24 protein-coding genes are annotated in these 25,024 nt (G+C 43.5%); 15 read left to right on the forward strand and 9 right to left on the reverse strand.

Annotation, left to right across the window (positions count from 1 at the left end):
* The first annotated feature begins 99 nt into the window (after positions 1-99).
* The 7 genes from SPIGRAPES_RS13720 (at position 100) to SPIGRAPES_RS13750 (ending at position 7,287) form a co-directional block, all read left to right on the forward strand.
* Complete coding sequence (locus tag SPIGRAPES_RS13720) at positions 100-729, forward strand: ABC transporter permease subunit (RefSeq protein WP_281047891.1); 630 nt, start codon at positions 100-102, stop codon at positions 727-729.
* A 401-nt stretch (positions 730-1,130) separates the two neighbouring features.
* Positions 1,131-1,610, forward strand: a complete 480-nt coding sequence (locus tag SPIGRAPES_RS17380) for an ABC transporter permease subunit (protein ID WP_245535440.1) — start codon at positions 1,131-1,133, stop codon at positions 1,608-1,610.
* A gap of 37 nt (positions 1,611-1,647) precedes the next feature.
* Entirely contained in the window at positions 1,648-3,360 is a 1,713-nt protein-coding gene (locus SPIGRAPES_RS13730) for an ABC transporter substrate-binding protein (protein ID WP_014271350.1), read from the forward strand.
* Between the two features lie 68 nt (positions 3,361-3,428).
* The gene (locus tag SPIGRAPES_RS13735; protein WP_014271351.1) at positions 3,429-5,420 is read left to right on the forward strand and encodes an alpha-amylase family protein; all 1,992 of its coding nucleotides are present in this window, start codon (positions 3,429-3,431) and stop codon (positions 5,418-5,420) included.
* Positions 5,421-5,438: 18 nt separating this feature from the next.
* On the forward strand, positions 5,439-6,179 hold the full coding sequence (locus tag SPIGRAPES_RS13740) for a copper homeostasis protein CutC (RefSeq protein ID WP_014271352.1): 741 nt from the start codon (positions 5,439-5,441) through the stop codon (positions 6,177-6,179).
* 18 nt (positions 6,180-6,197) lie between these two features.
* Positions 6,198-6,758 (forward strand): thioredoxin family protein, encoded by a 561-nt coding sequence (locus SPIGRAPES_RS13745; RefSeq protein ID WP_014271353.1) that lies wholly within the window; start codon positions 6,198-6,200, stop codon positions 6,756-6,758.
* A gap of 103 nt (positions 6,759-6,861) precedes the next feature.
* Positions 6,862-7,287: a very short patch repair endonuclease gene (locus tag SPIGRAPES_RS13750; protein WP_014271354.1), complete on the forward strand. Its 426-nt coding sequence runs from the start codon at positions 6,862-6,864 to the stop codon at positions 7,285-7,287.
* Here the strand turns inward: SPIGRAPES_RS13750 and SPIGRAPES_RS13755 are convergent.
* Complete coding sequence (locus SPIGRAPES_RS13755) at positions 7,284-9,206, reverse strand: phosphoglucomutase (RefSeq protein ID WP_014271355.1); 1,923 nt, start codon at positions 9,204-9,206, stop codon at positions 7,284-7,286. The two genes, SPIGRAPES_RS13750 and SPIGRAPES_RS13755, sit on opposite strands and share 4 nt — an antisense overlap.
* A 66-nt stretch (positions 9,207-9,272) precedes the next feature.
* Between SPIGRAPES_RS13755 and SPIGRAPES_RS13760 the strand changes: the two genes are divergently transcribed.
* Both SPIGRAPES_RS13760 and SPIGRAPES_RS13765 read left to right on the forward strand, forming a co-directional pair.
* Positions 9,273-10,115 carry a pyridoxamine kinase gene (locus SPIGRAPES_RS13760; RefSeq protein ID WP_014271356.1) on the forward strand — a complete coding sequence of 281 codons (843 nt, stop codon included), beginning with the start codon at positions 9,273-9,275 and terminating at the stop codon, positions 10,113-10,115.
* The gene (locus tag SPIGRAPES_RS13765; protein WP_014271357.1) at positions 10,105-10,752 is read left to right on the forward strand and encodes a 5'-methylthioadenosine/S-adenosylhomocysteine nucleosidase family protein; all 648 of its coding nucleotides are present in this window, start codon (positions 10,105-10,107) and stop codon (positions 10,750-10,752) included. The genes SPIGRAPES_RS13760 and SPIGRAPES_RS13765 overlap by 11 nt, the downstream gene beginning before the upstream one ends.
* On the opposite strand, the gene SPIGRAPES_RS13770 is transcribed toward SPIGRAPES_RS13765, so the two are convergent.
* Positions 10,735-11,136, reverse strand: a complete 402-nt coding sequence (locus SPIGRAPES_RS13770) for a hypothetical protein (RefSeq protein WP_014271358.1) — start codon at positions 11,134-11,136, stop codon at positions 10,735-10,737. The two genes, SPIGRAPES_RS13765 and SPIGRAPES_RS13770, sit on opposite strands and share 18 nt — an antisense overlap.
* A complete protein-coding gene (locus tag SPIGRAPES_RS13775) occupies positions 11,133-12,425 on the reverse strand; it encodes a patatin-like phospholipase family protein (protein WP_014271359.1) in 1,293 nt (430 codons plus the stop codon). The genes SPIGRAPES_RS13770 and SPIGRAPES_RS13775 overlap by 4 nt, the downstream gene beginning before the upstream one ends.
* Positions 12,426-12,669: 244 nt before the next feature.
* On the opposite strand from SPIGRAPES_RS13775, the gene SPIGRAPES_RS13780 reads away from it, so the two are divergent.
* Both SPIGRAPES_RS13780 and SPIGRAPES_RS16670 read left to right on the forward strand, forming a co-directional pair.
* Positions 12,670-13,662 carry a radical SAM protein gene (locus tag SPIGRAPES_RS13780; RefSeq protein ID WP_050805779.1) on the forward strand — a complete coding sequence of 331 codons (993 nt, stop codon included), beginning with the start codon at positions 12,670-12,672 and terminating at the stop codon, positions 13,660-13,662.
* Positions 13,663-13,811: 149 nt separating this feature from the next.
* Complete coding sequence (locus SPIGRAPES_RS16670; protein WP_014271361.1) at positions 13,812-14,249, forward strand: NADPH-dependent FMN reductase family protein; 438 nt, start codon at positions 13,812-13,814, stop codon at positions 14,247-14,249.
* A gap of 48 nt (positions 14,250-14,297) precedes the next feature.
* Here SPIGRAPES_RS16670 and pyrH read toward each other — a convergent pair whose 3' ends face one another.
* On the reverse strand, positions 14,298-14,987 hold the full coding sequence (gene pyrH / locus SPIGRAPES_RS13790) for a UMP kinase (protein ID WP_014271362.1): 690 nt from the start codon (positions 14,985-14,987) through the stop codon (positions 14,298-14,300).
* A gap of 442 nt (positions 14,988-15,429) precedes the next feature.
* On the opposite strand from pyrH, the gene SPIGRAPES_RS13795 reads away from it, so the two are divergent.
* A complete protein-coding gene (locus SPIGRAPES_RS13795; protein ID WP_014271363.1) occupies positions 15,430-15,744 on the forward strand; it encodes a PadR family transcriptional regulator in 315 nt (104 codons plus the stop codon).
* Positions 15,744-16,289: a DUF2812 domain-containing protein gene (locus SPIGRAPES_RS13800; protein WP_014271364.1), complete on the forward strand. Its 546-nt coding sequence runs from the start codon at positions 15,744-15,746 to the stop codon at positions 16,287-16,289. Before SPIGRAPES_RS13795 ends, SPIGRAPES_RS13800 begins: the two co-directional genes overlap by 1 nt.
* Before the next feature lie 1,081 nt (positions 16,290-17,370).
* Here SPIGRAPES_RS13800 and SPIGRAPES_RS13815 read toward each other — a convergent pair.
* The 5 genes from SPIGRAPES_RS13815 to tyrS form a co-directional block, all read right to left on the reverse strand.
* Positions 17,371-18,132 carry an MBL fold metallo-hydrolase gene (locus SPIGRAPES_RS13815; protein ID WP_014271366.1) on the reverse strand — a complete coding sequence of 254 codons (762 nt, stop codon included), beginning with the start codon at positions 18,130-18,132 and terminating at the stop codon, positions 17,371-17,373.
* 121 nt (positions 18,133-18,253) lie between these two features.
* Complete coding sequence (locus SPIGRAPES_RS13820) at positions 18,254-18,877, reverse strand: DUF6064 family protein (RefSeq protein ID WP_014271367.1); 624 nt, start codon at positions 18,875-18,877, stop codon at positions 18,254-18,256.
* 331 nt (positions 18,878-19,208) lie between these two features.
* Positions 19,209-20,612 (reverse strand): MATE family efflux transporter, encoded by a 1,404-nt coding sequence (locus SPIGRAPES_RS13825; protein WP_014271368.1) that lies wholly within the window; start codon positions 20,610-20,612, stop codon positions 19,209-19,211.
* A gap of 6 nt (positions 20,613-20,618) precedes the next feature.
* Positions 20,619-21,416, reverse strand: coding sequence for a helix-turn-helix transcriptional regulator (locus SPIGRAPES_RS13830; protein ID WP_172635102.1), 798 nt, complete (start codon positions 21,414-21,416; stop codon positions 20,619-20,621).
* A gap of 648 nt (positions 21,417-22,064) precedes the next feature.
* Positions 22,065-23,294 (reverse strand): tyrosine--tRNA ligase, encoded by a 1,230-nt coding sequence (gene tyrS / locus SPIGRAPES_RS13835; RefSeq protein WP_014271370.1) that lies wholly within the window; start codon positions 23,292-23,294, stop codon positions 22,065-22,067.
* Between the two features lie 598 nt (positions 23,295-23,892).
* On the opposite strand from tyrS, the gene SPIGRAPES_RS13840 reads away from it, so the two are divergent.
* The gene (locus SPIGRAPES_RS13840) at positions 23,893-24,165 is read left to right on the forward strand and encodes a CD3324 family protein (protein WP_014271371.1); all 273 of its coding nucleotides are present in this window, start codon (positions 23,893-23,895) and stop codon (positions 24,163-24,165) included.
* 121 nt (positions 24,166-24,286) lie between these two features.
* Positions 24,287-24,997 (forward strand): SAM-dependent methyltransferase, encoded by a 711-nt coding sequence (locus SPIGRAPES_RS13845; RefSeq protein ID WP_014271372.1) that lies wholly within the window; start codon positions 24,287-24,289, stop codon positions 24,995-24,997.
* Positions 24,998-25,024 lie beyond the last annotated feature (27 nt).

The raw sequence follows: 25,024 nt of genomic DNA on the forward strand, positions 1-25,024 counted from the left end.
TTTCGAAATTTCTTTGTTTCACCCAGTTTCTGGGCGATTATAGGAAATACAATTATTATAAGCCTTTATTCCATTATTGCATCGTTTCCCTTAGCAATCATGCTTGCGATTGGAATGAATGAATTATCAAGTGTTTTTGCCCGTAAGACTGTTCAGTTTTTTACGTATGCTCCTTATTTTATTTCAACGGTTGTTCTCGTATCTATGATGATGCAGCTTTTTGATCCTAGGATTGGACTGCTCATGAAATTGTTGAAGACGCTTGGGTATAGTGGCGACAATATATTCGGTTCCCCGACGGCTTTCCGCCATCTGTATGTATGGTCGGGAATTTGGCAGCAGACAGGCTACAATGCCATCATGTACCTAGCAGCGCTTTCTGCAATAGATATCCAACTATATGATGCAGCCAAGGTGGACGGCTGTTCCAAATGGCAACGCATCTGGCATATCGATCTGCCAGGTATTCAACCTACCATTATAATTTTATTGATTCTCAACATGGGTTACATCATGAGTGTTGGTTTTGAGAAAGTCTACCTGATGCAGAACCCTATGAACCTAGGAACGTCTGAGATAATTGCAACCTATGTGTATCGAGTGGGATTGATCAACAGTAATTTTGGTTTTTCTACAGCTGTCGGTTTTTTTAATTCGGTGGTCAATTTGATTCTGATGCTATCAGTTAACAAGGTTGCCCAGAAAGTAGGGGAGACCAGTCTATGGTAAATCATGATTCCTTTTCAGACAGAGTATTTGATATAGTCAATAAACTATGTATGCTTTTCTGCACAATCATTGTCGTATACCCGGTAATCTATATTGTCAGTAGTTCTTTCAGTAGTAGCAGTGCAATTATCTCAGGGCGTGTATGGTTTTTCCCAGTTGAGCCCAACCTTCAAGCATATAGTGCAGTACTAAGAAATAAACAAGTAGCTTCAGGGTATATGAATTCAATTTTTTATACAGCTGGAGGGACTTGTATAAGTGTTTTTTTAACTATAGCCGCCGCATATCCGCTTTCAAGAAAAATATTTATTGGACGTAGATTCTTTACCAGTATGTTTGTCTTCACGATGCTGTTTTCCGGTGGTCTTATACCGACTTATTTTGTAGTGCGGAACATGCATATGATTGATACTCGCTGGGCGATAGTTCTTCCGAATGCTTTGAGTGTATGGAACCTTATGGTAACTCTAACCTTCTTTAAAACTTCCCTGTCAGAGGAATTGTTTGAAGCTGCTGAATTGGAAGGAGCTAGCGACCTTCGGATTCTCTGGTCAGTGGTACTTCCCCTCTCTCAGGCAATTATTGCAGTCATCGCGCTCTACTATGCAATAGGGATCTGGAATTCCTATTTTGATGCCCTTATTTATCTTAAAACAAGTAGTAAGTTTCCCTTACAGATTATTCTTCGAAACATTCTAATTAGCAACCAGATGGATCTTTCAATGGGTGGCGATTTAGTTGCTATGGCCAGGAGACAAGGAATGGCAGATGTTATGAAATATGCACTTATTGTCGTTTCCTCAGCTCCCTTGTTACTGATTTATCCCTTTGTCCAGAAGTTCTTCATAAAGGGAGTAATGCTCGGTTCCATCAAAGGATAACTGTAGTTATCCTCGAAATAAAGTTAGGAGGAACTGTATGAACAGAATGAAAAAAGGTGGTGTTTGGATTCTATGCCTGATTGTCTTAGCCTCGGCAAGTCTCTGGGCACAAGGAAAAACTGAGGCTGCGGCAGGCCAGGGTACGGTGGTTGTTACACCTGTAGGTACCTATCCCGTTGTCACCAAGCCTGTATCATTGTCATTTTTAACAATGCAACCGGTTTATATCGAGGATTTCACCACGAACCGGTTTGCTCAGTACTTGGAAGATAAGACTGGTGTTGATATCAAGTGGGAAACCATTCCTCGTGATGCAGTAAAGGAAAAACTCAATATCATTCTTGCATCCGGTGATTATCCTGATGTTTTTTTTGGCCTCGGCCGTCAGGAACAGGGGATTGGAGCGTCTCAGGAAATGACCTATGGAGTGCAGGAAGGCATGTTTCTCCCTCTCAATGATCTCATCGATACCTATATGCCCAATCTTTCAAAGTTGCTCGATGAACGTCCCGGAATCAGACAATTTCTTACATCTCCCGATGGAAATATCTATAGTCTTCCAGATTTCAATGAATGTTATCATTGTACGGTTTCCCAGAAAGTCTGGGTTTATCAACCTTGGTTGGATGCCCTTGGGTTAAAGATGCCGACAACAACTGATGAATTTTACCAGATGTTGGTTGCTTTCAGAGACAAGGATCCTAACGGAAACGGAAAAAAAGATGAGATTCCGTACGCTGGGGCAATCTCGGGTTGGAATAATACCCCTGAAACCTTTTTACTCAATTCCTTTATTTATTCCAACTTGGTAGCTTCTTTGGATGCTAGCCCTTCAAGTGCCATTGGGTTCTATCGGGATGGTAATACCATTAGGACAATGGTCAATACTCCTGAATATCGTGATTCCTTGAGTTATATGGCAAAGTTATATAGGGAAGGATTGATTTATGCTGCTTCTTACACACAGAACTCGGATCAATTGACCCAACTTGTCGAAGGACCAAAAGAGCCAATCGTTGGTGTTGTTGCCGGTGGGTATGGTGGTATGTTCTCTATTGTCGGAGGGGAACGCTATCAAAATTTCCGCCTCCTTGCTCCACTCAAAGGACCAAGCGGTGCTCAATATGCACGTTTTTTCACTCAGGAACCGGTAATCGGAAATGTTGTTATTTCAAAGACCTGTAAAAATCCCGAAGTCGTCGCTCGTTTGGTTGATTATCTTTATTCCGATGAAGGTACTTTGATGTCAAACTATGGATTTGAAGGTGAAGGTTGGGAATGGGCAAAAGATGGCGATGTCGGTTTGGATGGGAAAAAAGCTATCTATAAGTTGCTAAAAGCCTGGAATGATATGGATCCCCAGAATGATTGTTTTGTAATGCTCGGTGTCCGTGAAAATACCTCAACAATCAGAAATGGAGAGGCTGTCAATCCCGATGTCAATCTGTATAGCTCCGAGGGTCTTGAGGCTTTGCTGTATCAGAAATCAGCTGAACTGTATAGTCCTTATGCACATCCAGAATTGGAAATTCCGACACTTAGGTTTCTTGATGACGAAGAAACTGCTTTTGCTTCCAAGAAAGTTGCTTATGCGAATTATGTACGGCAGTCCCTTGTGAAATTTGTCACAGGAGCATGGTCGGTCGATTCAGATTGGAATCAGTATATCCAGGGATTGGATAAACTTGATCTGAATGGGATTCTTGGAATAAACCAAAAGGCGTATAATCGCCAGAATGGTAGCAATTAGTCTACGTAATGCACAAACTCTCTAGGAAGGGGTTTACACCCCTTCCTAATACTCATTAGGAATATTACATGTATACAATTCCCTATAGACATATTCATCTGGATTTCCATACATCAGGGGTAATTGATGGAATTGGAAAAGATTTTTCTAGATTAGAGTTCCAACAGGCTCTTATTGACGGATGTGTCGACTCAATAACCATTTGTGCCAAGTGCCATCATGGTTGGATGTATTATCCTTCACGAACATTTTCTGCCCATCCCCATCTCACCTGTGATTTATTTGGTGAGATGCTCTCTGCTGCCCACGAAATTGGCTTGACAGTTGAAGCCTATATTTCTGTTGGGTACGATGAAGACATTGCATTGCTCCATAGTGATTGGCTCATAAGGAATGCAGACCAGAGTCTTGATTCTACTGCTGACTTCCTTTCTCCCGGATATCATCAATTTTGTCTTAACAGTCCCTATCTTGATAGGGTATGTGCCCAAGTGGATGATTTGCTTTCTTCTTACAAGGTAGACGGAATTTTTCTTGATATCGTCGGGGAACGGGAATGTTATTGTGCATATTGTATGCGAGAATCACAGATATTAGGTATTGATCCCAAGGATACAAAGGCCATGGGAAAAATCTGGAAAAGAACCTATGCTGAGTATGTTAGACGAATACAGGAAGTTGTTGATAGGGTTCAACCGGGAATTGAAGTATTTCATAACAGTGGGCATGTAAACCGTGGGAGGATTGACCTGATGAAAGTTAATTCCCATCTGGAACTTGAGTCGCTTCCCACTGGTGGTTGGGGGTATGACCATTTTCTTTTGTCTTCAAGGTTTGTGCAACCTCTAGGTATACCCTTTCTCGGGATGACCGGACGATTCCAATATGGATGGGGTGATTTCGGTGGTTTCAAGCATCCCAATGGGTTGCGATATGAGACTTCCCGTTTTCTTGCCAATGGCGCAGGATGTTCTATTGGAGATCAGATGCACCCGTACGGGAAACTTGATCCTTTTCTGTATCAAATGATAGGAAATGTCTATAGGGAAGTTAAGCAAGTTCAAAAATGGTGTGAGGATGTAGTTCCTGTCTCAGAAATCGGCATTTTATCGACTGAAATATCTGGAAACTATGTTGTTCAGGGTGTCGAAGATTCTCTGCGGAAGGGGAGTTCAGATATTGGCGTTGTGAGGATATTGCAAGAAGGGCATTATCTTTTCGATGTAATTGGCCCGGATACCGAATTCTCGTGTTACAAGGTAATCATCCTACCTGATTGTATTGTTGGGGATGCTGAGTTACAGGAAAAAATACTGACTTTTATCACCAATGGGGGAAAGGTCCTTGCTACAGGGACCAGCGGTATTGGAATAAACGGTGGAATGGACTTGCAGCTCGGAGTGACTTGGACAGGCAAGGATCCCTACCAGCCAAACTATATCCATCCTTCATTCACTCTTGGTGATTTAAAAAGTGACTCCTTTGTCATGTATCTGGGTTGCCAGCTATGTGAAGTCTCCCCTGAGAGTAAAACACTTGCCCGGATACAAGAACCATTTTTCAATCGTAGTCTTGAACACTTTTCTTCGCATTATCATACTGCCAGTACACTAATTGATTCTGGTGCTGGGGTAGTTGCTTCAAATCGAGGGATTTACTGTACCTGGAACCTTTTTGCAGAATATGCACTGAAGGCAAATCTTGCAGCAAAGTATATAGTCTTGAATCTGCTTGAGATGTTGCTTCCTTTGCGTCTCGTGAGATGTGAGTATCCTTCACAGGTTGAGATTTCATTGATGCACCAGGTATCGTTTAAGCGCTTGGTTCTTCATGTAGTCAATGGCTCCCGTGTTAATCATGGATTGCAAATGGAAGTTGTGGAAGATTTTATTCCACTTCTTCCTACGCCTGTGCATTTGAGGATTTCTCAAAAAATTATCAGAATATACCTTGTTCCCCAGGAAAGTGACCTGACTTTTACCCAAACAGATGGTTTGATTGACTTTACCGTTCCGACTTTTTCATGTCATCAACTGGTGGCAATCGAGTACGAAAACTGAAAAGGAGTGCAATTATTCATGAGTAAAATCCAAATAGAAATCTGTCTTGAGGACGTACAATCAGTTATCAATGCTGAAAAAGGCGGTGCTGACAGAGTTGAGCTGTGTAGTGATTTGTTCGAAGGAGGGCTTACGCCCACTCTGGGAACGTTCCTTGTAGCTCAGCAGAATTCAAAAATTCCTATGCAGGTTATGATTCGTCCCCGCGGGGGTGATTTCTGTTATAGTGATATCGAATTCAGTGTTATGTTAAAAGATATTGATATATTTAAATCCCATGGGGCCACGGGAATTGTCTTTGGTATTTTGAAAGCCGATGGTGAAATTGATATGGAACGTTCTCGAGAGGTTGTTGAAAGAGCGAAACCTCTTTCCATAACATTTCACCGTGCTTTTGATATGACTAAGGATGGATCTTCTTCTTTGGAAAAACTCATTGAACTTGGTATCGATAGAGTTCTTACCTCAGGATTGGAACCTACTGTCCCAGAGGGTGTAGATATGCTCAGCCTTTTAGTCGAGCAGGCAGGGAATCGAATCATTGTTATGCCGGGTTGTGGGTTACATGAGCGGAATTTTACAAAGATGCACCAAAAAATTGGAGCCAAGGAATATCATCTCATGCTTCCTGAGTATCAAAATTCTTTAATGCAACATCGAAGTGATGATATTCTCATGGGTGGAGTACTCAGACAAAGCGAATATTTGATTGCCCATACAGGGTTGGATAGGGTGAAAGGTGTCTGCAAAATGGTTTAGAAAGGGGAAGCTTGGTAAATGAAAAGATTTGCTTATATTTGTATTTTGATTCTGCTTGTATCAGTAAGCTCTTGTTCCAAAATCTATGCGTTGCAATCAAAGAATTATTTCTCCACTGTGCTGGATGGGGCTTGCTATGATATTTCAGGTAGTCCAGTGAAGGTCTCCTGTGATTATTACCTGATTTATTATGCTGCAGATTGGTGCCCTTATTGCAAAGAATATTCCGAAGATTTGAAACAGACTTATTCCAGACTGAAACGGATGTATGGAAATGTTGAGATTATATTTGCAGGTCACGAACGGGATACCTCAAACACTGATTTGGAATCATTTCTTCGACAGGGGAACTATTCATTCCCCTATGTTAAATATGAGTATCGGGAGAAGACTAATATTATGCATCTGGTTGATGTACCCAAATTCTGGATCCCCGGATTTGTTCTACTGGACAACTCCGGTCAGGTTCTAGCCTCTTCGAATGGACAGGATAAGGATGCGTATTGCCGTGATGCCCCGCTTACGTATTATGAAGCAATTCAGCAATGTGATTGCATACTTGACCTACCAAAATTGTAATAGTAGATGATCCTTTGTATCTGAAAAGGCGCAAGTTCCTGGATGCTTATCGGACTCATTTGCTTGGCTTTCCAGCTTGTCTTCCGTGTGCTATCTTTTACCTATGAGTGATTTCTGCCTTCCTGCAAAGAGAAGCAAGATAATGGCCTCTATCAGGGGCAAGGACACCAAGGGGGAACTTTTGGTGCGCCGCTATCTTTTCAGGAAGGGGTTCCGGTTCCGGGTGAATGACAAACGCCTGATAGGGAAACCTGATATTGTCCTTGCCAAATACCGGACCGTAGTCTTTGTAAATGGCTGTTTCTGGCATGGTCATGAGCTCTGTCCCGATTTTGTCAGGCCAAAGACAAATACTGCTTTCTGGGATACTAAGATCGAGACAAACAGAAAACGTGATGAGCGGGTAATAAAGGCCCTTACCGAACAAGGCTGGCATGTAATCGTAGTCTGGGAATGTGAACTCAAAGGCAAGGAAAAGCGTGAGGCCACGCTTTTGGGCCTTGCCAATGAAATCTGGGATGTGCTTTAGTTTCTTGTCCTTGCCAGCTGGTCGGCCTTGGCAATCATATCCCGCTGCCATGCAAGCAAATAATCATGCCGCTTTTGGCTAGAGCCTTCGCAGTCTGCCATCACCCTGAACACCGGCTCTGTCCCACTTCCCCGCATCCAGATAAAATCGGTACATAAACCATCTTTATCAAGGAAAACGATTTTGTGTCCGCCTTTGTAAGGCGGAGTACGGAACGTTTCGCCGAGACCTTCTGTACATACCGTCCCTTCCATTTGGTAGGCCACATAGTCTTCGATACCCATGGCAAGCAACTCGCTCTTTCGTTCTTCCCATTGGAGGAGGAAGATCTCTTCATAGGCATTTTTCAGGTCTTTTTGTGAAACCGTTACCTGCATCTTTGCCTGGGTTGAAAAAGCTCCAGTCGAGGTAAAGGAGGGAAGGCTGTTTATAATATTCTCATAGGTCATGCTTTTTGGCAGGTCTTTGCCGTTGGTCCGACACCAGCATCTGAAGATGTTTTTGTCTGAAATCAATTTAATAAGACTCATGAGGGTATTCATGGGATCCCTAACCTTTGCAGGATAGGTAATATTCCCTCCGTTTGAACCTTCTCCGAAAATATTTACTATATAGCCATCGCTTCTCAGCCTTGTTGCCAATTCCACCACATTTGCCTCGCCGACTTCAGAGCGAAAGACTTCGACATTGAGTTTTTTGGCAATCCTGTCAATTCTCATCGAAGTCGGGCCATTTACGGCAATGGCAATCTTTGCCTTGGGGTTGTCCAGTCTTGCCTGACAGAGTTCGACCAGCACTACCAGGGCAAACACCTCCTGGGCTTCCATGATTACTGCTTTCTGGTTGCTATCCTTGATGTAGACAAGGTTTCCCCGGTCCCCGTCATTATCGGGGACATAGCCGAGTTTATAGCAGGAGTCTCTCTTGTATTGGTCTTCAAGGGTTCTCCTGCAAAGTTCCAGGTTTTCGCCTTCAGGCACGATTGCATGTACGATTTTCCCAGGTTGGTTGTTCAGCATATATACCCTGATGCCAAGGGAATTGAACAGGGAATAATCGATACTCACCGAACGGGCACTTCCGTTCAGTTCCGCTACGATACCGATTGGGTTGGTTTCGGTTCCCTCAAGGATAGCGCGGGAGAATGTCCTGATTTTATCATTTACAAAGCTTTTGCAGGCGGTGCCGAGCACGAAGGTCTCATACCGTTCCAAGCTCTGTTGTTTTTGGTAGCGGGTATCGGAAAGTACCTGATGGTAGGTTTCTTCATCTAATAGAGAGGAGAGCTTCTGTACATAGCGTGCCGCTTCAGGATTGGCTACCAGGGAACGGAATGTATTTGCCAACAGCGCCGACTCTTGCCCTGTATAGACACCACCTTGTTTTCCGAATTTAATCCCGTTGTGTCCTACTGGGTTATGACTCGCTGAAATATATAGGAATGCGTCGGCTTCTTCACTGAAGAGGTTGCAGTCGGCCATAATCTCTGGGGCTGCACAGATAAACAGGTACCTGACTTTTACCCCAAGGGCGGTAAGGGTCCTGCAGACTATATCGCCGAGTATCTGGCCGGTAGGTCTGGAGTCGAGTCCGACCAACACGGTTTTTTGCGCATCGCCGATTTCGGGAAGCCTTGTGATGGTACTGTCTATGGATGATTCTTGAGCCTTCTTGACTCCCAGATGCCTAGCCAATGAGAGTGCGGCAAAAGCAGCGAGGATGGAATCGGGATCAGATATGGAAGAGGTATTGTCTTCTTCATTGCCGCTGACAGCGAATACTTTTCTCCAGCCGGAAGCTGAGAGAATCATCCCCTCAAGGGCCTTGTTGAGTTGTTCTTGTGAAGGGGTCGTGAAATCCAAGGGATCAAGCTGGTCATCAGCTATTGGCAGGTGACTGAGATAATCATAGATGAGCATAAGGCCTCCTTGGTGCGAGTATATCATATATTGCGTAGTTTGAAGATGTACTGTAGTGTAGAATGTATGGTACCTTCCTGTGTTGCAATCCACGACCTTTGCTGCTATGCAAAGAGCTCCCTTACTGTTGTTATTCCTACGCTGGAAGCGCTTCTTGTTGAGGCTTGCCCGCTTCCGACCGCTTTGTTGTCTTCCCAGACCGATGGTTTCGATTCCTACTACTGTGAGGACAAAACAGAGGCCATGGAGAAGGTGCTTGCTGCCTGGGATTCCCTGGGGCTTTCTTTCGATGCAATCTATTCAGGGTTTCTGGGTTCTTTTAGACAAGTAAGGCTTGTGAAAAACCTTATTGCCAGGGAAAAACTGAGACACAAGACGCTTGTGGTGGTAGATCCCGTGCTGGGGGATGACGGTATTCTCTATGGTCCTGTCGATACCGAGCTGGTAGACCAGATGCGTTCCCTCATTTGCCATGGTGATGTAATTACCCCCAATACCACAGAAGCCTCCCTGTTGCTCGACAAACCCTATCAAACAATATTTACCGAAGAGGAAATTTTCAGCTGGGCACAGGCCTTGCATCATCTCGGTCCCGAGTACGTAGTCATTACCAGTGTAAGGCTTCACGACACAATGGCTGTTGCCTATTGTGACAGGGGCCGCTGTGCCTTGGTCCCCTACCAGAGCGTGGAGGCAACCTACCCGGGTAGCGGCGATTTGTTTGCAAGCATCCTTACCGCTTTACTGCTTCATAAGGTTGGCTTGCAAACTGCCGTTGAAGATGCTGTTTCCCTGTGTACGCTCGCCTTGCAACGCACTTTGCAAGCTGGGTATCAGCGCAGGCATGGAGTAGCACCGCTTCTTATAATTGATGAGCTGGTAAAGAAAAGGAAACAGCATGAGTGTTGATTATCTGGTTGTTGCCTCCAGTCAGTTGGAATTGGAAGGATTCCAAACAAACCTCGATGAGGTCCAACAAAGGAATGGGGGCACCTTTGTCCTGGTCTGTGTTGGGGTTGGCAAGGTGCAGAGTGCGGTCCTGACACTCAAGGCAATCGTGCAATATCAACCAAAAGCTGTCCTTTGCATTGGGTATGCCGGAGCTGTCGATCCTTTCTATAAAATCGGAGACTGTGTCCTGGCTTCCTCTGTGGTGCAGTACGATATCGACCTGCGCTCTTTTCATCTTGGCCGGGGCGAGGTTCCCTCCGCTTTACAAGGGGAAACAGTAGGGGCTTTGCAATTGGACTGTCCCTCGATCGAGGGAACTTTTGCGGGTGTCTGTGGTACTGCCGACAGGTTCCTGTTACGCCCTTACAGGGAAGCGAACCCGTGGCTTTCAAATGAATTGCACCTGGGCTTTGCCGATATGGAAAGCTATGCCGTTGCGTTTGCCTGTTCTGCCATGCAATGCCGTTGCACTGTCTGCAGGGTAATCAGTGATGACGAACAGGGCCATAGGCCCAAACATTTCAAAGAATTCAGTAACCAGGCAAACAGGCAGTTTGTAAGGGTGCTCGGTATACTGTTAGACAGAACCGAGTGAAAAATCACCGATCAACTTATAGACCTCGCCATCTTTCACCACTGAGATTTTCCGGTCTGGAAACCTGGCAGGGATACGTGTCTTGAGGTGCTCGATAGCAGCTTCCTCAATTTCTGCCATACTGTCAGAAGGAACCTTTTCCAAGGTTCTCACTTCAATACTAATCACATAGCCCCTGCCATAGATACTTCCATAGCCGAGAGTGAATTGAGTCCCTGTCGAGAACAACCCGTCATAAGCTACGCTTGCCGCTTTTCCCCTTTCTAGCCGGTTCGGGTGCCGTTTGAATCTGGAGCCAAACCGGTCTTCGAGAAATGTATCAAGGTCATCACAAAGCAAGCGGAGACTATTCTCCAGTTTTTCCTGCTTGGGATGCGTACTCATACCGTTGCCCCTTCATTGGAATCATCTGTTATTCCATAGCGATTCAGGAAGGAATAGTAGGGGGAAAGAGAAGGGGAAACCTCCTCGTTCAAAGAGACTTCTTCGATGATTGGCTCAACCTTTGTCATGATTGGCTCAACTTCCTTGGGGCCTAATTTCAACTGGTCGAATTCGACCCGTTTTGTCAGCAATGTTGCGAACGAACGGATCTTATCTTCATTTTCCCTGTAGATTCCCAAGGCCCCCTCCCTCATCATAGCGATTGCATTGGGAGAGGTTGCATCGAGTTTGACTTGTTCCCCGAGGGTGCCGTGGATACGGGTATAGAGAAGGCCGGGAATATCCTGGGCCAACACATCGGTTGTCTGTACCTGTGCGTTTGCATAGATTTTTTGGATCGGGGCCCCTTTTGCTGGGTCAATCCATCCGATGACCCCTGTTCCTGAGCCGCTTATCTTGAAATTAAAGTCACTGGAGGCTGTCGAGAGCGAAAGAATATGAAACTTTTTTGCATTCGGATAGAGTTTTTTTGCCTCACTGTAGGCAAAGAGGGCTGGGTTGTTGGCGACCATTCCCCCATCTATCAAGGTTTGCATTGTTTGCTCGCTCCGGTCGAACAGAAAAGCCGGTTTGAAGTAAGTTGGGGCAGCACTGGTAGCCCTTCCGGCTTCCCAGAAAAGGAATCCATGGCTATCGCGGCTGGAGATAGGAAATGGTCTCCCGTTTGCAGCATCATAGGTCATAACCATGACAGGTACTTGTGCTTCGCTGAGGGGAATTTCCCTAAATACCCTTTTTAAATACTTCTCAAGAGGTTCGGAGTCATATTTATCGGTAAAAATCTGCGAAAAGATTCTTCCCTGGCTTTTGGGGAAGATGTCCTTTCCATGGATTGCATACAACGATTCCAATTCGTTTGTCTTGACCCCGAATGGCAGGGTTCCCGACAATTGTTCTGAACCGCGGATCCTTTTCAGTTTCTGACTAAGGGTCTGGGGGAGTTGTTCATAGATGTAACTGACATATCGCGTATCAGCGGGAAGTTCGGATTTCTGCACGGGGACAGTAAGCGCAAGTGCAAGCAAACCTCCGGTTGAGGTTCCACTGATCAGATCAAAGTGAGAATAAAAAGGTCTGTTGTCTCCCATTTCTTCCATGAGAGTAGCCATTTTGTCAAGGATGATAGCTGGAATGATACCTCTCATCCCCCCTCCGTCTATAGAGAGGATATATCGTTCTTCTTCGATATCTCCTTGTTTGTTTCGTTTGAAAAAATCCTTGATTGCCATAATTCTTAGAGTGGTATATTTACTTCGAAGGGTCAAGCACTCCTTGAACGGTACCAAAAAAAACAGCGTGGCCAAAAATAAAAGCCGAGGGAAATTTTATATAAAACCTTTATACTATTCCTACTTAGGAATAAAAGAAGTTACTATTAAAGAACTAGCATCGAGATTTATGTTCTTCATGGATTCTCGCTACTGGAGGAGAACAGGGTCTTTGACTACACTGAACTTGGAGGAAGTGCATACGATGAGTGAATTTCAAAAAGGTCTGGAGGCATATACCTATTGTACCTTATGCCCCAATTACTGCAGGGTAGACAGGACTGCAGGTGATATAGGCAGATGTGGTGAAACCGATTCGGTACGTGTAGCTTGGTCAGGCCTCCATAGGGGGGAAGAACCACCGGTAACAGGGGAAAAAGGATCAGGAATGATCTTTTTCTGCGGTTGTCCTCTCCATTGTGCCTTTTGCCAGAATCATCAGATTTCCGCTGGGCTTACAGGTGGTGACAGTTCTGTGGGCATTACTGTTTCGATTGAAGAACTAGCCTCTATGATGATTGCACTGCAAAAGATGGGGGCAACCAACATTAATCTGGTAACAGGGACGCATTTCATTCCCTCCATAATCGAAGCTATAAAAAGAGCCCGCAATCAAGGCTTGGTCTTACAGATTGTTTGGAATAGTTCAGGCTATGAATCCATCGAAGGCCTTACCCTGATAGATCCCTATGTAGATTTGTACCTGATAGATGTGAAGACCTTGGATGCAGAGGTAGCGCAACGTTTCTGTGCACTTGCCAAGTATAGTGAAATTATTCGACCTGTGATGGATTTTCTGGTTGCAAGGCACAGCGAGGTAACCTTCGACGAGAAAGGAAACATGCAGGGGTTGTTGGTCCGTCACCTTTTGTTTCCGCTTACGTTGCCTGCAACAAAAGAGTTTTTGCACTATTTTGCAAAAACACTGAAAAATCATGCCTGGCTTTCCTTGATGGTTCAGTTTGTTCCTCCCAAAGGTGACGTTACCTTTCCCGAAATTACTGAAAAGGAATATGACAGCCTCATAGACCTGATGGAAGAACTGGAGATCGAAGAAGGTTTCGTACAGGAATTGGCAGATAATATTCCCTGGATCCCAGACTTCAACAGGGATGTTCCGTTTCCCTCTTCCTTTGCGGAGGTGTCACCATATTTTCTTGCATTGAAGCAGAAGGCAATGCACCAAGAAACCAGGTAAGAATAGTTTTACATGATTGTTTGGTTTCCTAACAAACAGTATTTTCCCAAGATGCATAATCTATGATAGACTATATAGGTTATTCTTTTATAAAGAGTTGCAAGTTAGTTAGGAGTGCTGTCTCAGAACAGAAACCGGAGATTGAAAATATGAGTACATTGTTTGTAAGTGCAAAAGAGGATGGTAATACATTCAAGGTTCTTTCTGCCGTTTCCCTTGCCTTGGGTTCAGATTTTGTCACGGCTGCCGACCCGATATTTCCCCAATTAAAAAAGTATGACACAATTGTGTTGGGTTCGGGGGTCTACGCCAACAGAGTCCACAGGAACCTGCTTTCCTGGCTGGATATTCTTTGTGCGGAGGATTTCAAAGAAGGTAGCAAGGTATACCTGTTTATGACCTGGATAGGCAGGGGCAGTTCCAATAAGGCTACCTTCAATTCACTCGCGTCCTACCTTGCAGAAAAGAACATCGATTTGCAACCATCCTGGATGGAGTGCTATGGCAATATGAAGAAACTGATCTGGCCTAGCCATCCTAACGAACAGGATATTCTCAAAGTCATTGACTGGGCAAAAGGATTATAAAAAACTCCCAGGAATGTGAAATCTGGGAGTTTGGTACTAAAAACGAACTTAGCCGATGACTGTCCCTACGAACTCTTCCCCGCGGAGAATGGCCATGGTGTTTTCGATATTCCGTCCATCTGCACATACGACTTTCATTTTCAGGTCGCTTGCACGTTTTGACGCAATGGGGTCGAAAGGTGTGTTTTTACCAGGAGTCCAAGTGTTGCCAACCATTGCCTTGAATTGATCCCAGCTGATGGTATCCAGCGGTTTTGCATCAGGGTTTTTCTTTGGGTCGTCGGTATAGACTTTGGCTATGTTCGAAAGGTTGATAATCAATTTTCCTCCGAACCGTTCCGAAAGGATTACTGCATCATTATCAGTTGAGAATCCTGGTTTCCACCCGGCGGCTACCAAAATCTGTCCCTTGAAATTGATATGCCCGGTAGGGTCGGTGATCAGGTTGTCAGTACACAGGTCGCTGAAAATTGCTTTAAGCAATTGCCCATTGAGGTGGGTTGCACGGATGCCGAGCCAATCCTGTTCCTCGCTGTCCGCATTCTCGACAATGTTTCGCAAAGCTTCTTGGTAGACTCTGGCAGGTGCTCCACCGCCACAGACCAATATAATTTTCCTTGTCTTGTCTTCTTTAAGATATTTCCTCAGGTTTTCGTTCAACTGCTTGAGAAAGGTATAATCTACCTTATCAGGAGCGATGATCGAGCCCCCTAGTGATAAAACTGCCAACTTGTTCATAAAGTCCTCCTTGAGCATGGTACCAAATATAATGTCCTATCTCAATCGTTGAAGCGATAGAAGCGCTTCATTCCCTTAGGAATTTGTAAAGTCATGGTGAAGCTGGTAAAAGGGAAGCTTTGCTGCTGCGGTAAAACGACCTTGCGGCACAAAAAATCATGCATATTCTCAATTCGGTTTTACGTGAGGGCAATCAGCTACATAAGCGAAAAAGGTTCTTGTAAGGGGAAACGGAAGTGTACTGGTACGGTTTTCCATTAGGGTGAACTGTTTTTTAAAGAAAGCTAACGTTTTTACAGTTGAGAAAGTTAGCTGTGCTGTCTGCAAAAGGATAGGGGTTGGATGTAAAAACATTACCCTCTGAGTAGCACTTGACGAAGAAACATGCTTTAGCCTATTATAACGCAGTGCGATGTATTGCATCTCGATATAAGGTGGTTGTATGGATGCCCATATCAGGAAAGTCTATGTCCCGATGACTGAGACCGGTTTCTACATTCTTTTGTGCCTGCAGCAAGAAATGCACGGCTACAGCATAGTACAAAAGGTGAAGGAGTTGACCGGTTCAGAGATTCTGCTCAGCCCAGGGACCATGTATGGCAGCCTTTCCAAAATGGAAAAGGATGGATTGATCCGCTTTGTGAGGGAAGAGGAAAAGCGAAAAATCTACCACATCACCAGTCTTGGGCTCGAAGTACTCAACAAGGAACAAGAGCGCATTGCTCGCCTGTATCGGACGATGAAGGAGGCTCTGTAATGTCAAGTCAGAAGCGGGAATTCAAGATTTTTACTATTGTCGAGTATGAAAGGGAGCAGGAGTACCTGCGTTCCCAGCACAAGAAAGGGTGGAAACTGGTACATCTTACCTTTCCAGGCATCTACCTCTTCGAAGCCTGTGAAAGCGAGGACGTGGTCTACCAACTTGATTACCACAAGGAGGGTTTGGGATCCCAAGACTCTTACGTGCAAATATTCAAGGACTGTGGATGGGAGTATCTATTCGACTTTATGGGCTACAGCTATGTCAGGAAAAGTATTGCACACATGCAGGGCAATGAGGAGATTTTTTGTGATGAGGCTTCCCGTATAGACTTCATCGAGCGGGTCTTCAAAGGCCGTATGCTTCCTCTGGTATTCCTGTTTTTCTTGACTATTATCCCTCAAACCATTCTGCAGGCCAGCTATCTGCAATCGGAACCGCACCGGACGTTGTTTTATATCTATCTGATGCTCTTTGTCTTCTACCTGTATATTTTCATCCGGTTTGCACTGCAATACCGAAAACTGAAGCAACGTCACTAGCATAGAGACTCTTTGAAGAGCGAATAGCATTGAATTCTTGTTGTTGTTTGCAGGGAAATAATGCGTTGCGTACAGGAAGTCTTGCAAAATGTCCGAGGATCCAGAATGATGAAAGCAAGCTGGTTATCAGCATAGTCGTCAATTTTCAAGATGCACCAATAGGAGTTGGAAATGAGACAGGCTCTTGGATCTACAACGCTCAAGCATAGATACCATTTCATTGGGTATTCCTTGTACTGTCTGGTTGCTTCCTATTTCTTTTTCGTCTCATTCCATCATACGGATAGCAGTATATTGGGAAGTCTCCTTGGGATATTTATCTCAATTGGCACAGCTATATTGATTTCATCAAAACTACACTACAAGACGAATAGGATAGCCTGTATTTTCGAAATTTTGGGATTCTTAATGCTCCCGTTTATTGACGTTTTTCAGATTGCCATTTTTCAAATCCGGTTTTCTCTTGAAGCAATCCTATTCTATTGTTTGTTCATCAAGCTGTTGAGTCTTTCGGTTGAGAAAAGTCACACTGCTCAGTAGTTCCAATCGATTGCAGAGAAAATCTGGAACCATTAAAAAATAATGGAGGACAGGCAGGTCTTGGTGTCATCTGGCTTTTTTTCTGATTTGCTTGGACACAAAAAATCCCCCCAACCCTTGGTATGAACCAATAAGTCGGGGGATTTCAAATAAGTTACCATTCGTGAATCTCAAATTTTTCACAGTAGAAGGACTTTTTGAAGGATTCAAATTGTCTATCAATTCAATCCCCTGCCAGGTTCCCTTCTCTCGGGTTTCGGCAACCAAATTGATCATCGGCACCAGCCCTTCAAAGCGATTGATCTCATCCCAATACCGCATACAGACATTGCTATTTGTTATCGGTAAAAACCTGCAATTTATCGCCTGGAAAAGAAATGATTTAGAGGTTTTTGTTGGCTAACGTTTTTTCGGCCTATATTACAGGCGTTGTTGCAAAGGGTTGCATTCGGCTTTCAATGAATTTTGGATGCTGAAATAATTTCGGCATACATTTTCTATTTAATAGTAACCACAGTAAGTTTGAGTAATTTTTTTTCATTTACAACCACACAGCCCAGTCTCCATATTCACAAATACCGGTACCATGCTTTAGCTTTCCCTCTTCATTCAGTTCTTGGAACGCATTACGCATCCTTATCAGGATTTCAGGCCGGATATCGAGTGAATGGTGAGCTGGGAATACTCGCGCGACCGGTAAAACAGCAATCCTCTCAAGGGAGGAAAGATAGGCTTGGGGGTCGGTAGAAGGATAGTATGCAAAGAGGGTATCCTTATAGACTAGGTCGCCAGTGAACAGATATCTACGATTCTTTTCCCAGAAACACATGTGCCCAGGAGAGTGTCCGGGGGTATGCAATACCTTGATAATTCGACCACCTAGGTCGATTTCATCATTATCGTCAAGAATCCGTGTAGGGGTACCCTGGAAGAACTCATACGTATTAACATCATAACCGACAGGAATGTCACAGCGGTCGATTACCATTGCTTTGATTTGGTCAAGGGAGAGGGGGAATTCGCCGTTTAGCCAGTGCAATTCATCCTTGTGGGCATAGAAGTCTGGGAAAAACCTATGCCCACCGATATGGTCCCAATGAATATGTGTAGCGGCTGCGATTACTGGCTTTTGGGTGAATTTCAAAACCTGTTCCCGTATATCGCAAATGCCCAGCCCGGTATCGATGAGCAGGTTGGTTTTAGATCCCAGCAAGAGGTAAGCATGGGTTTCTTCCCAATGCCGGTACTCACTGAGTATGAAAGTATCTTCATCAATCCTGTCTATTGTAAACCATTCGTTCATGGAAAGCCTCCAATAGGGAAAGCAATAGTGGAGTGTAACGTTACAGCCTGGCGAAATTAATTTTGTAAAATCAGTAGGAACGGTACAGGACCATCAAACGTTGTGAAGCAAAGGAAATCACTCAGGCTGTTTCTTTGTCTCTTACAGATATCCTAGGTAACAGTAATTCCTTCCGAAGTAGCAACACTCCATAAATACCACATACCAGGAGGATCATATCTTCATAAGCGTCAAAGAATATTGCCTTCACTCCTGTCAAACCCCAGACAGTAAGGAGCAAGAGGAGAACCTTATTTTTTCTAGGATACAGAGCGTAGGCGGATAGTCCCAAACAGACCACAGGACAAGGCATGCTGTAGGTAACAATGTGTGGGAATCTATGGCCGAGCATGTAGGAACAGGCTGGGTAGAGGGCGTAAAGACTGAGGAGTACAATCTGGAAGAAGTTTGGTTTTCTGGGTTTATCATCGTGATTGCTTATTGCCTCATAGAAAAACAATATACCACAAGAGATGAAAAGTGGGAGAGCAAAGAATTTCTGAATAGGTTCTGTTCCAAAGATCCCAAAAAATACAATACCGATAAAGAGATGGAAAAGCCCCAGAGCGCATTTTATCGCAAAATGTATTTTCGTTGTATAGGAAATCAACAGAGCTGCAAGAAGGAGCGTGAGAAAAGCAAAAGAGGCCCACCATGTCGCACTATTGTAGGCTCCAATTACTTCCCAAAATGCTTGTGCTTCCATGCATTGCTCCCCGTTTGATTTCTCGTTGCCAAGGGTAGAAACTTGAGATGGTAAGACTGACAGTCAGCGTATTGTAAAGACATTTGAATGTATGGTCTAGTTGATAGATCTTCAATTCGAGTGATCAGATTCTCATGCATCTGGGAAACCTGTTGCGCTTTGCAAACGAATGTCTTAAGGGTTTGTTACAGTTACAGCTCTCATCAATCAATCTGACCTTTTTCTTGCTGTAAAGGAGCTGGAACGATGTTCGCAAGTATAGGTTCGTCCTGTTCCTTCCCCCAATGTGAGAAATTTGGTCTGAACTTTTTTTATGAATGATGTCCTTGTCTCACGATTTGATTTCATGAGGACAAGGTGAGGCAAATGGCTTTGAATGTCTAGACTGGCAATAATTATATACATGTCGGAATTTATGAAGCAAGATAAGCGAGGCTAGAAGGGAAGCAAACTCTGAGAATGGTACTGCCAGCCAGACTCCTGTTTCCTGCCAGATCCGAGGAAATAGCATCAATGCGATTACCAAACAAATGAAAGAGCGTAGACACGATATGATTGCTGATCGCTTCCAGTCAGAAAATGCTGTAAATGTTGCTGAAGCAAAGATGGTAAAACCACTGCAAAGAAAGCTGGAGGAGAATATGCGGAACCCGGTAGAAGCCAAGTGATATACGGGTGAGGTAGTATCGGTGAAGAATGAAACCAATACTGGTCCATACAGCTGGGAGCAGATGAATAGGATTCCCGAAAAGATACCGATAATCCAAAATGAATAGCTGAAAATACGTGTAAGCCGGGGTGAATTGTGGCTTCCATAATTAAAACTCAATATTGGCGAGACGCCCATTGAGAATCCAATATAGATTGATGTAACCAAAAATTGGGCATAGATCATGATTGTTATTGCCGCGACTCCTGTTTCACCTGCCAATTTCATCATAGTTATGTTGAATAGAAAAGTAGTTACTGCCATTGCACTTTGACTGACCAGCTCCGAAAAACCATTTTTACAGCTCTTAATTATCACGTGAAAGTCAATAATAGGCCGGCAAAATGTTAAAACAGCATCCTTTTGAATGAAAACAGCGATTCCAACAAGTGAGGGAAATGTATAAGCAAGTCCAGTTCCGAGAGCTGCTCCTGCTATTCCCATTTTGTATTCTACGATGAAAAGGATATCTAGCAGAATGTTCAGAATTCCAGCACCTACTGATACCATCAGGCCTACTCCAGGCTTACCTGCAGTCACCAACAGGTGTTGGAAAAGTATTTGCATGATGGCTGCGGGGGTGAAAAACAGTAGTACTGATAGATATGAATTGCAATAGGGGAACAATACCTTGTTTGATCCAAGTGTTTGGATGAGTGAGGTTTTCCATAGAGTGCCGGCTATTGCAATGCCTATACCGGCCACTATCGCTGTAATTACGAGCAGAGAAAAGTCTTGTGAAGCCCTATTGGTATTTCCTTCTCCTAATTCTCTAGCAACTATTGCATTTGTGCCTGTGGCAAACATCCCCCCAAATCCTACAATCAAATTGATGACCGGTGTTATGATATTGAGCGCTGACAATCCGTCCGTGCCAATAAAACGGGATATGAGTATTGAATCTACCATGGTATAGAGCCCCATAAACAGCATCATGGTTACCGTAGGCAGAGTAAAGCGTAGCAAGGATTTCAAAGTAAAGTTTGCAGCGATTGTGTTATGTATTGTATTGATATGTGTTTCCATGGAAGGTTATTGTCCTAATAGCTGGATTTTTGGAATCTCAAATGACTGGGTAGGGTATCCGTATTCAACGAGGAATCTGGATTCTTTGAATCCTAGGTTCTTCAGCATAGTTCTGTAACCAGTATCTGCTTTGTCTCTATCTCGATAGGTTGTGAGGCTTAGCTTCTCTGCCCTAGGACTTTCTTGTGCAGCCCAGATAAAAAAGGCTTTATAGACACCTTTCTGTTTGAATTGGGGGTGTATTCCTAGAAAAGGAATTTTACCAGTCTCTGGATCCAAGATTATCGCACCGATTATTACATCCTCCTCCTGGATACTAAATAACTGGTCATTATCAATTGCCTTTTTAAGTTCGAATAAACAATTTTCTTCTTCTAAATATGGGAACCCATCAATGATCAAAGGAAGGAAGGATCTCCAACAAGACATTTCCTGCATAGTTGCCGATGTGATCTCTTGTACCCAATTGATGCCTGAAAAGGTGTTTTTTGAGAATGCATGGAGGCTGTATGGCAATTGCAAAGGATAAAATTGCTGATCCTGACGAAATGTATTTGGTGTTTTCTTGTATAAAGCCTTGAACATAGTTGAGAATGCTTGTTGGCTTTCATATCCGATCATCAAAGCGATGTCCAGGATCGGGATTTCTGATTGTGTGAGCATGCTGGCCGCCTCGGTGAGTTGGCGACGTTTCAAATAGGTGAAAAGTGGCATCCCAACGGTTTCACTGAAAACTCTGTGGATATGGAACTTTGAATAGGATACTTCTTTGGCAATCGACTCAAGATTCATTTTCTCATCCAAATGATTCTCGATGTAGTCAATGATGGTTGTTGCCAGTGATATCTGATTATCCATATCTAAGCTCCAGATCGAAGAAGATGATACTAAGCGTATAGTAAAACTTGTATTCTTGTTTAATCAATCTTGGCATTTTTCATATGATTTTGGAGAAATCCTGTATCTTCAGAAAGTTTCTATTTCACGTAAGAATTACTTCCACAAAGAATCTGTCGTAACACTTCGATACCCACTGGTCAAGAAACCCTCGCACCATAGCCATTCACGAACGTCGCTTCAAGCGGGTACAGAGACGGAAGGCGAAGCGCTCCAACATCAAGATCGGCGAACGCGGGAACCAGGTTCGTAAAACCCCGGCACTGTACGAAAAAGACTGTGAAATGGGTGAAGAAGGTCCCAAAACCCCGAACCTGTTAGGTATAAAATCCAACGCAGAAACCGTAAGAGTTGCTGTACGGAAATAGAGTAGCTTTTAAAGAAATTGCATAGTCAAAATTATCGGAAAAATTTGAACAGTTCTTACATAAATTTTATGAAAATGTAACTCATTCGGCTATCTTGTCGATAATGATGAAATCGTGCTTGATATGGTCTAGCCAAAGAAGCTGGCTCAATTTGTCACAGTACCCTGAAATATTTGGATTCTTATTTTCATCTGTCATCTTTTGCGAGTACTACCAAGAAGAATCTCCCTTTTCCAATCTTTATAATATTGTTTCCGGTAGACAATGAAATTGTTTTTACATCAAAAACTTTCTCATTATTGATGGACACAGCACCTTGAGAAAATAATCTGCGTAGCTCACTTTTTGAAGTATACTTACCCGCAATCATTAGCTCTTCAAGTAAGGTGTTTTGTACGTTCTCACAAACATCGGGTGAAATAGCAATTACAGGTGCATCATCAGGGAGTCTCCCCTGTTGAAATGCGGATCTGAAATAATTTTCAGCACTGGCTGTTTCCTCATGAGAATGATAAAGAGAGACTATTTCTCGGGCTAGCTCAATTTTGATATCCCGTGGATTTTCGCCCCCAGCCAGTCTGTTTCTAATTGTCTCAACCTCATTTGGATGCATGTCAGTACAGAGGTTGAAATACTTGAGTATCAATCCATCAGGTATTTTCATAATCTTCTCAAACATGATGTTCGCATCCTCATCAATGCCTATGTAATTTCCTAGGCTCTTGCTCATTTTTTCAACTCCGTCTACACCTTCCAACAAAGGCATGAACAAAGTGATCTGAGGGTCTTGGGAATAATCTTTTTGAATGTTTCTCCCCATTAAGATATTAAAAATCTGATCTGTCCCTCCCAGTTCAACATCTGCCTCGATCGCAACAGAATCATAAGCTTGCATCAACGGGTAGAAAAACTCGTGAACGGCTATCGGTTCATGCTTGGTAAACCGTTTCGTAAAATCATCTCTTTCAAGCATCCTGGCTACCGTACATTTTGAAGCTAATGTAATTACATCGGAGAATGTAAGTTTGTTGAGCCATGAACTATTGAAATGGATTTCGGTCTGTTCTTTTACTAAGATTCTAAATATCTGTTTTTCATAGGTCCTAGCATTAACCAGGACTTCGTCTTTCGTTAACGGTTTTCGAGTTTTTGACTTTCCGGTAGGATCACCGATCATTCCTGTGAAATCACCGATTATGATTATCGCCGTATGGCCTTGTTCTTGAAGCTGCCGCAGTTTTCTTAAAACCACGGCATGTCCAAGATGTATATCTGGAGCTGAAGGATCAAGTCCTAATTTAACCCTGAGGGGACGATTCTCTTTTTTGACCTTATCAAGTTTGGTTTTAATTTCCTCTTCCGCGGAATGCTCCACGACACCCTTGATCATAATCTGGATCGTATCCCTGTCACTCATACTAGCAAACCCCTTAATCTAAAACCTTAAATACCAGAATTTTATTCTAACTATCATATTTTATGGAGGACCGAAAGTCAAACTTTCAATCGGAAATATTCAATTCTAAAACTCGATCCATACGGTGGAAACAGACTTGTAGGTTGGAACTTTCAAACCTCTACAATACAATCTGTGATATAAGTGACAATTCATGTCCGAGAATAGACCAGAACCATTTGGACACATCGTCCTTTTAAAGCTCAAACGGATAGCTTTGTTTTTTCGTGTGAGCCCTGAAGCTACGTTCTCAAGAGTTCCCATTGCAGTGAAAGAAAACCTCTTGACGAGTTGGTGTACAATCAAGTCGCATCAAGGTTCTTTGGTGTAGATGTTATCAATTTTGTAAACAGCATATTGACCGGGTTACCTTGTCAGCCTATCATTCACTAATGAGGTGCATGCATTATTAAGAATAATGACTAATTTTTAACAAGGAGCTTGGATGTTCAGTACATTGGATTCGGTTCGTTATGCATAGCAAGGGCTATTGCATACTACAATAAGGCATAGGCAATAGCTCTTGCTCAATCCTGACACAAACGTAGGGGGGAGCATAATGGGCTACAAAAAAGCAAACGATGTATTACCGCAGCATTTATTGAGTGCGGTTCAACAGTATATAGACGGCGAGTATATGTACATTCCACGTAAAGAGGACAGCAAGTTGCCGTGGGGTGCAAACACAGATACTAGGAATATTGTAAAGGCCAGGAACAGGGAAATTCTGGACAAACGTCTGGCAGGTTGTTCTGTTGGCGACTTGGCTGAAGAATATTTCTTGTCAGAAAAAGCTATATACAAAATTATCAACGCCTGTAAAAATGGCTGAAATCAAAGCGCCCCGACTTCGCTTGGGGCGCTTTTTCCTTTCTGAAACAAGAAGTGGGATGCATTTGGAAGCTGCATAACGTAGAATGTTGATAAACATTTTAGATATAAGGAAAATGACAATGAGAACTTCTTTTACTGATAAGTATGACAGAGCTTTTCTTCTGGATACCATGATGGGTCCGAATGCCATGCGCATTACAGAAGAAATGGCGAGTTTTCTCCCGATTTCTCCAGGTATGCGTATTCTTGACCTAGGTTGCGGAACGGGAATTTCTTCGATTCTGCTTGCCAAAAAATATGATGTGACCGTGTTTGCAGCCGATTTGTGGATTTCCCCCAGTGAAAACGCAAAACGCTTCACAAGCCTGGGCCTTGATTCGAAGATATTTCCCTTCCTGGTTGATGCAACCAAAGAGATACCGTTTGCCCATGAGTATTTCGACATGATCATAAGCGTGGATTCCTATCAGTACTTTGGAAATAATGAGAGCATGTTGCCAAAGCTACTGCCTTTTGTGAAAAAAGGGGGTTATGTGGCTGTTGCCGTACCTGGATTCATACAAGATTTCCCTGAAGGGCAGTTGCCAAAGGAAGTGCAACCCTTCTGGACACCTGAATGGTATTTTTATTCCTGTTCTTGGTGGCGGGCGTTATGGGAAAAAGAATCGGGCATCACCATTACCATGCAGCGAGAAATGGACTCATGCAAACAGGCCTGGGATGAATGGCTGCAATCTCCCAACCCCTATGCACAGCAAGATCTCGTGATGATGGAAGCAGGAGCCGGTAAGTATTTCAATATCATCCAAATGGTAGGTAGAAAAATATAACCGGGATTCGAAGGGGAAGCATGTTCG

The organism is Sphaerochaeta pleomorpha str. Grapes (assembly GCF_000236685.1).
GTDB lineage: Bacteria > Spirochaetota > Spirochaetia > Sphaerochaetales > Sphaerochaetaceae > Sphaerochaeta > Sphaerochaeta pleomorpha.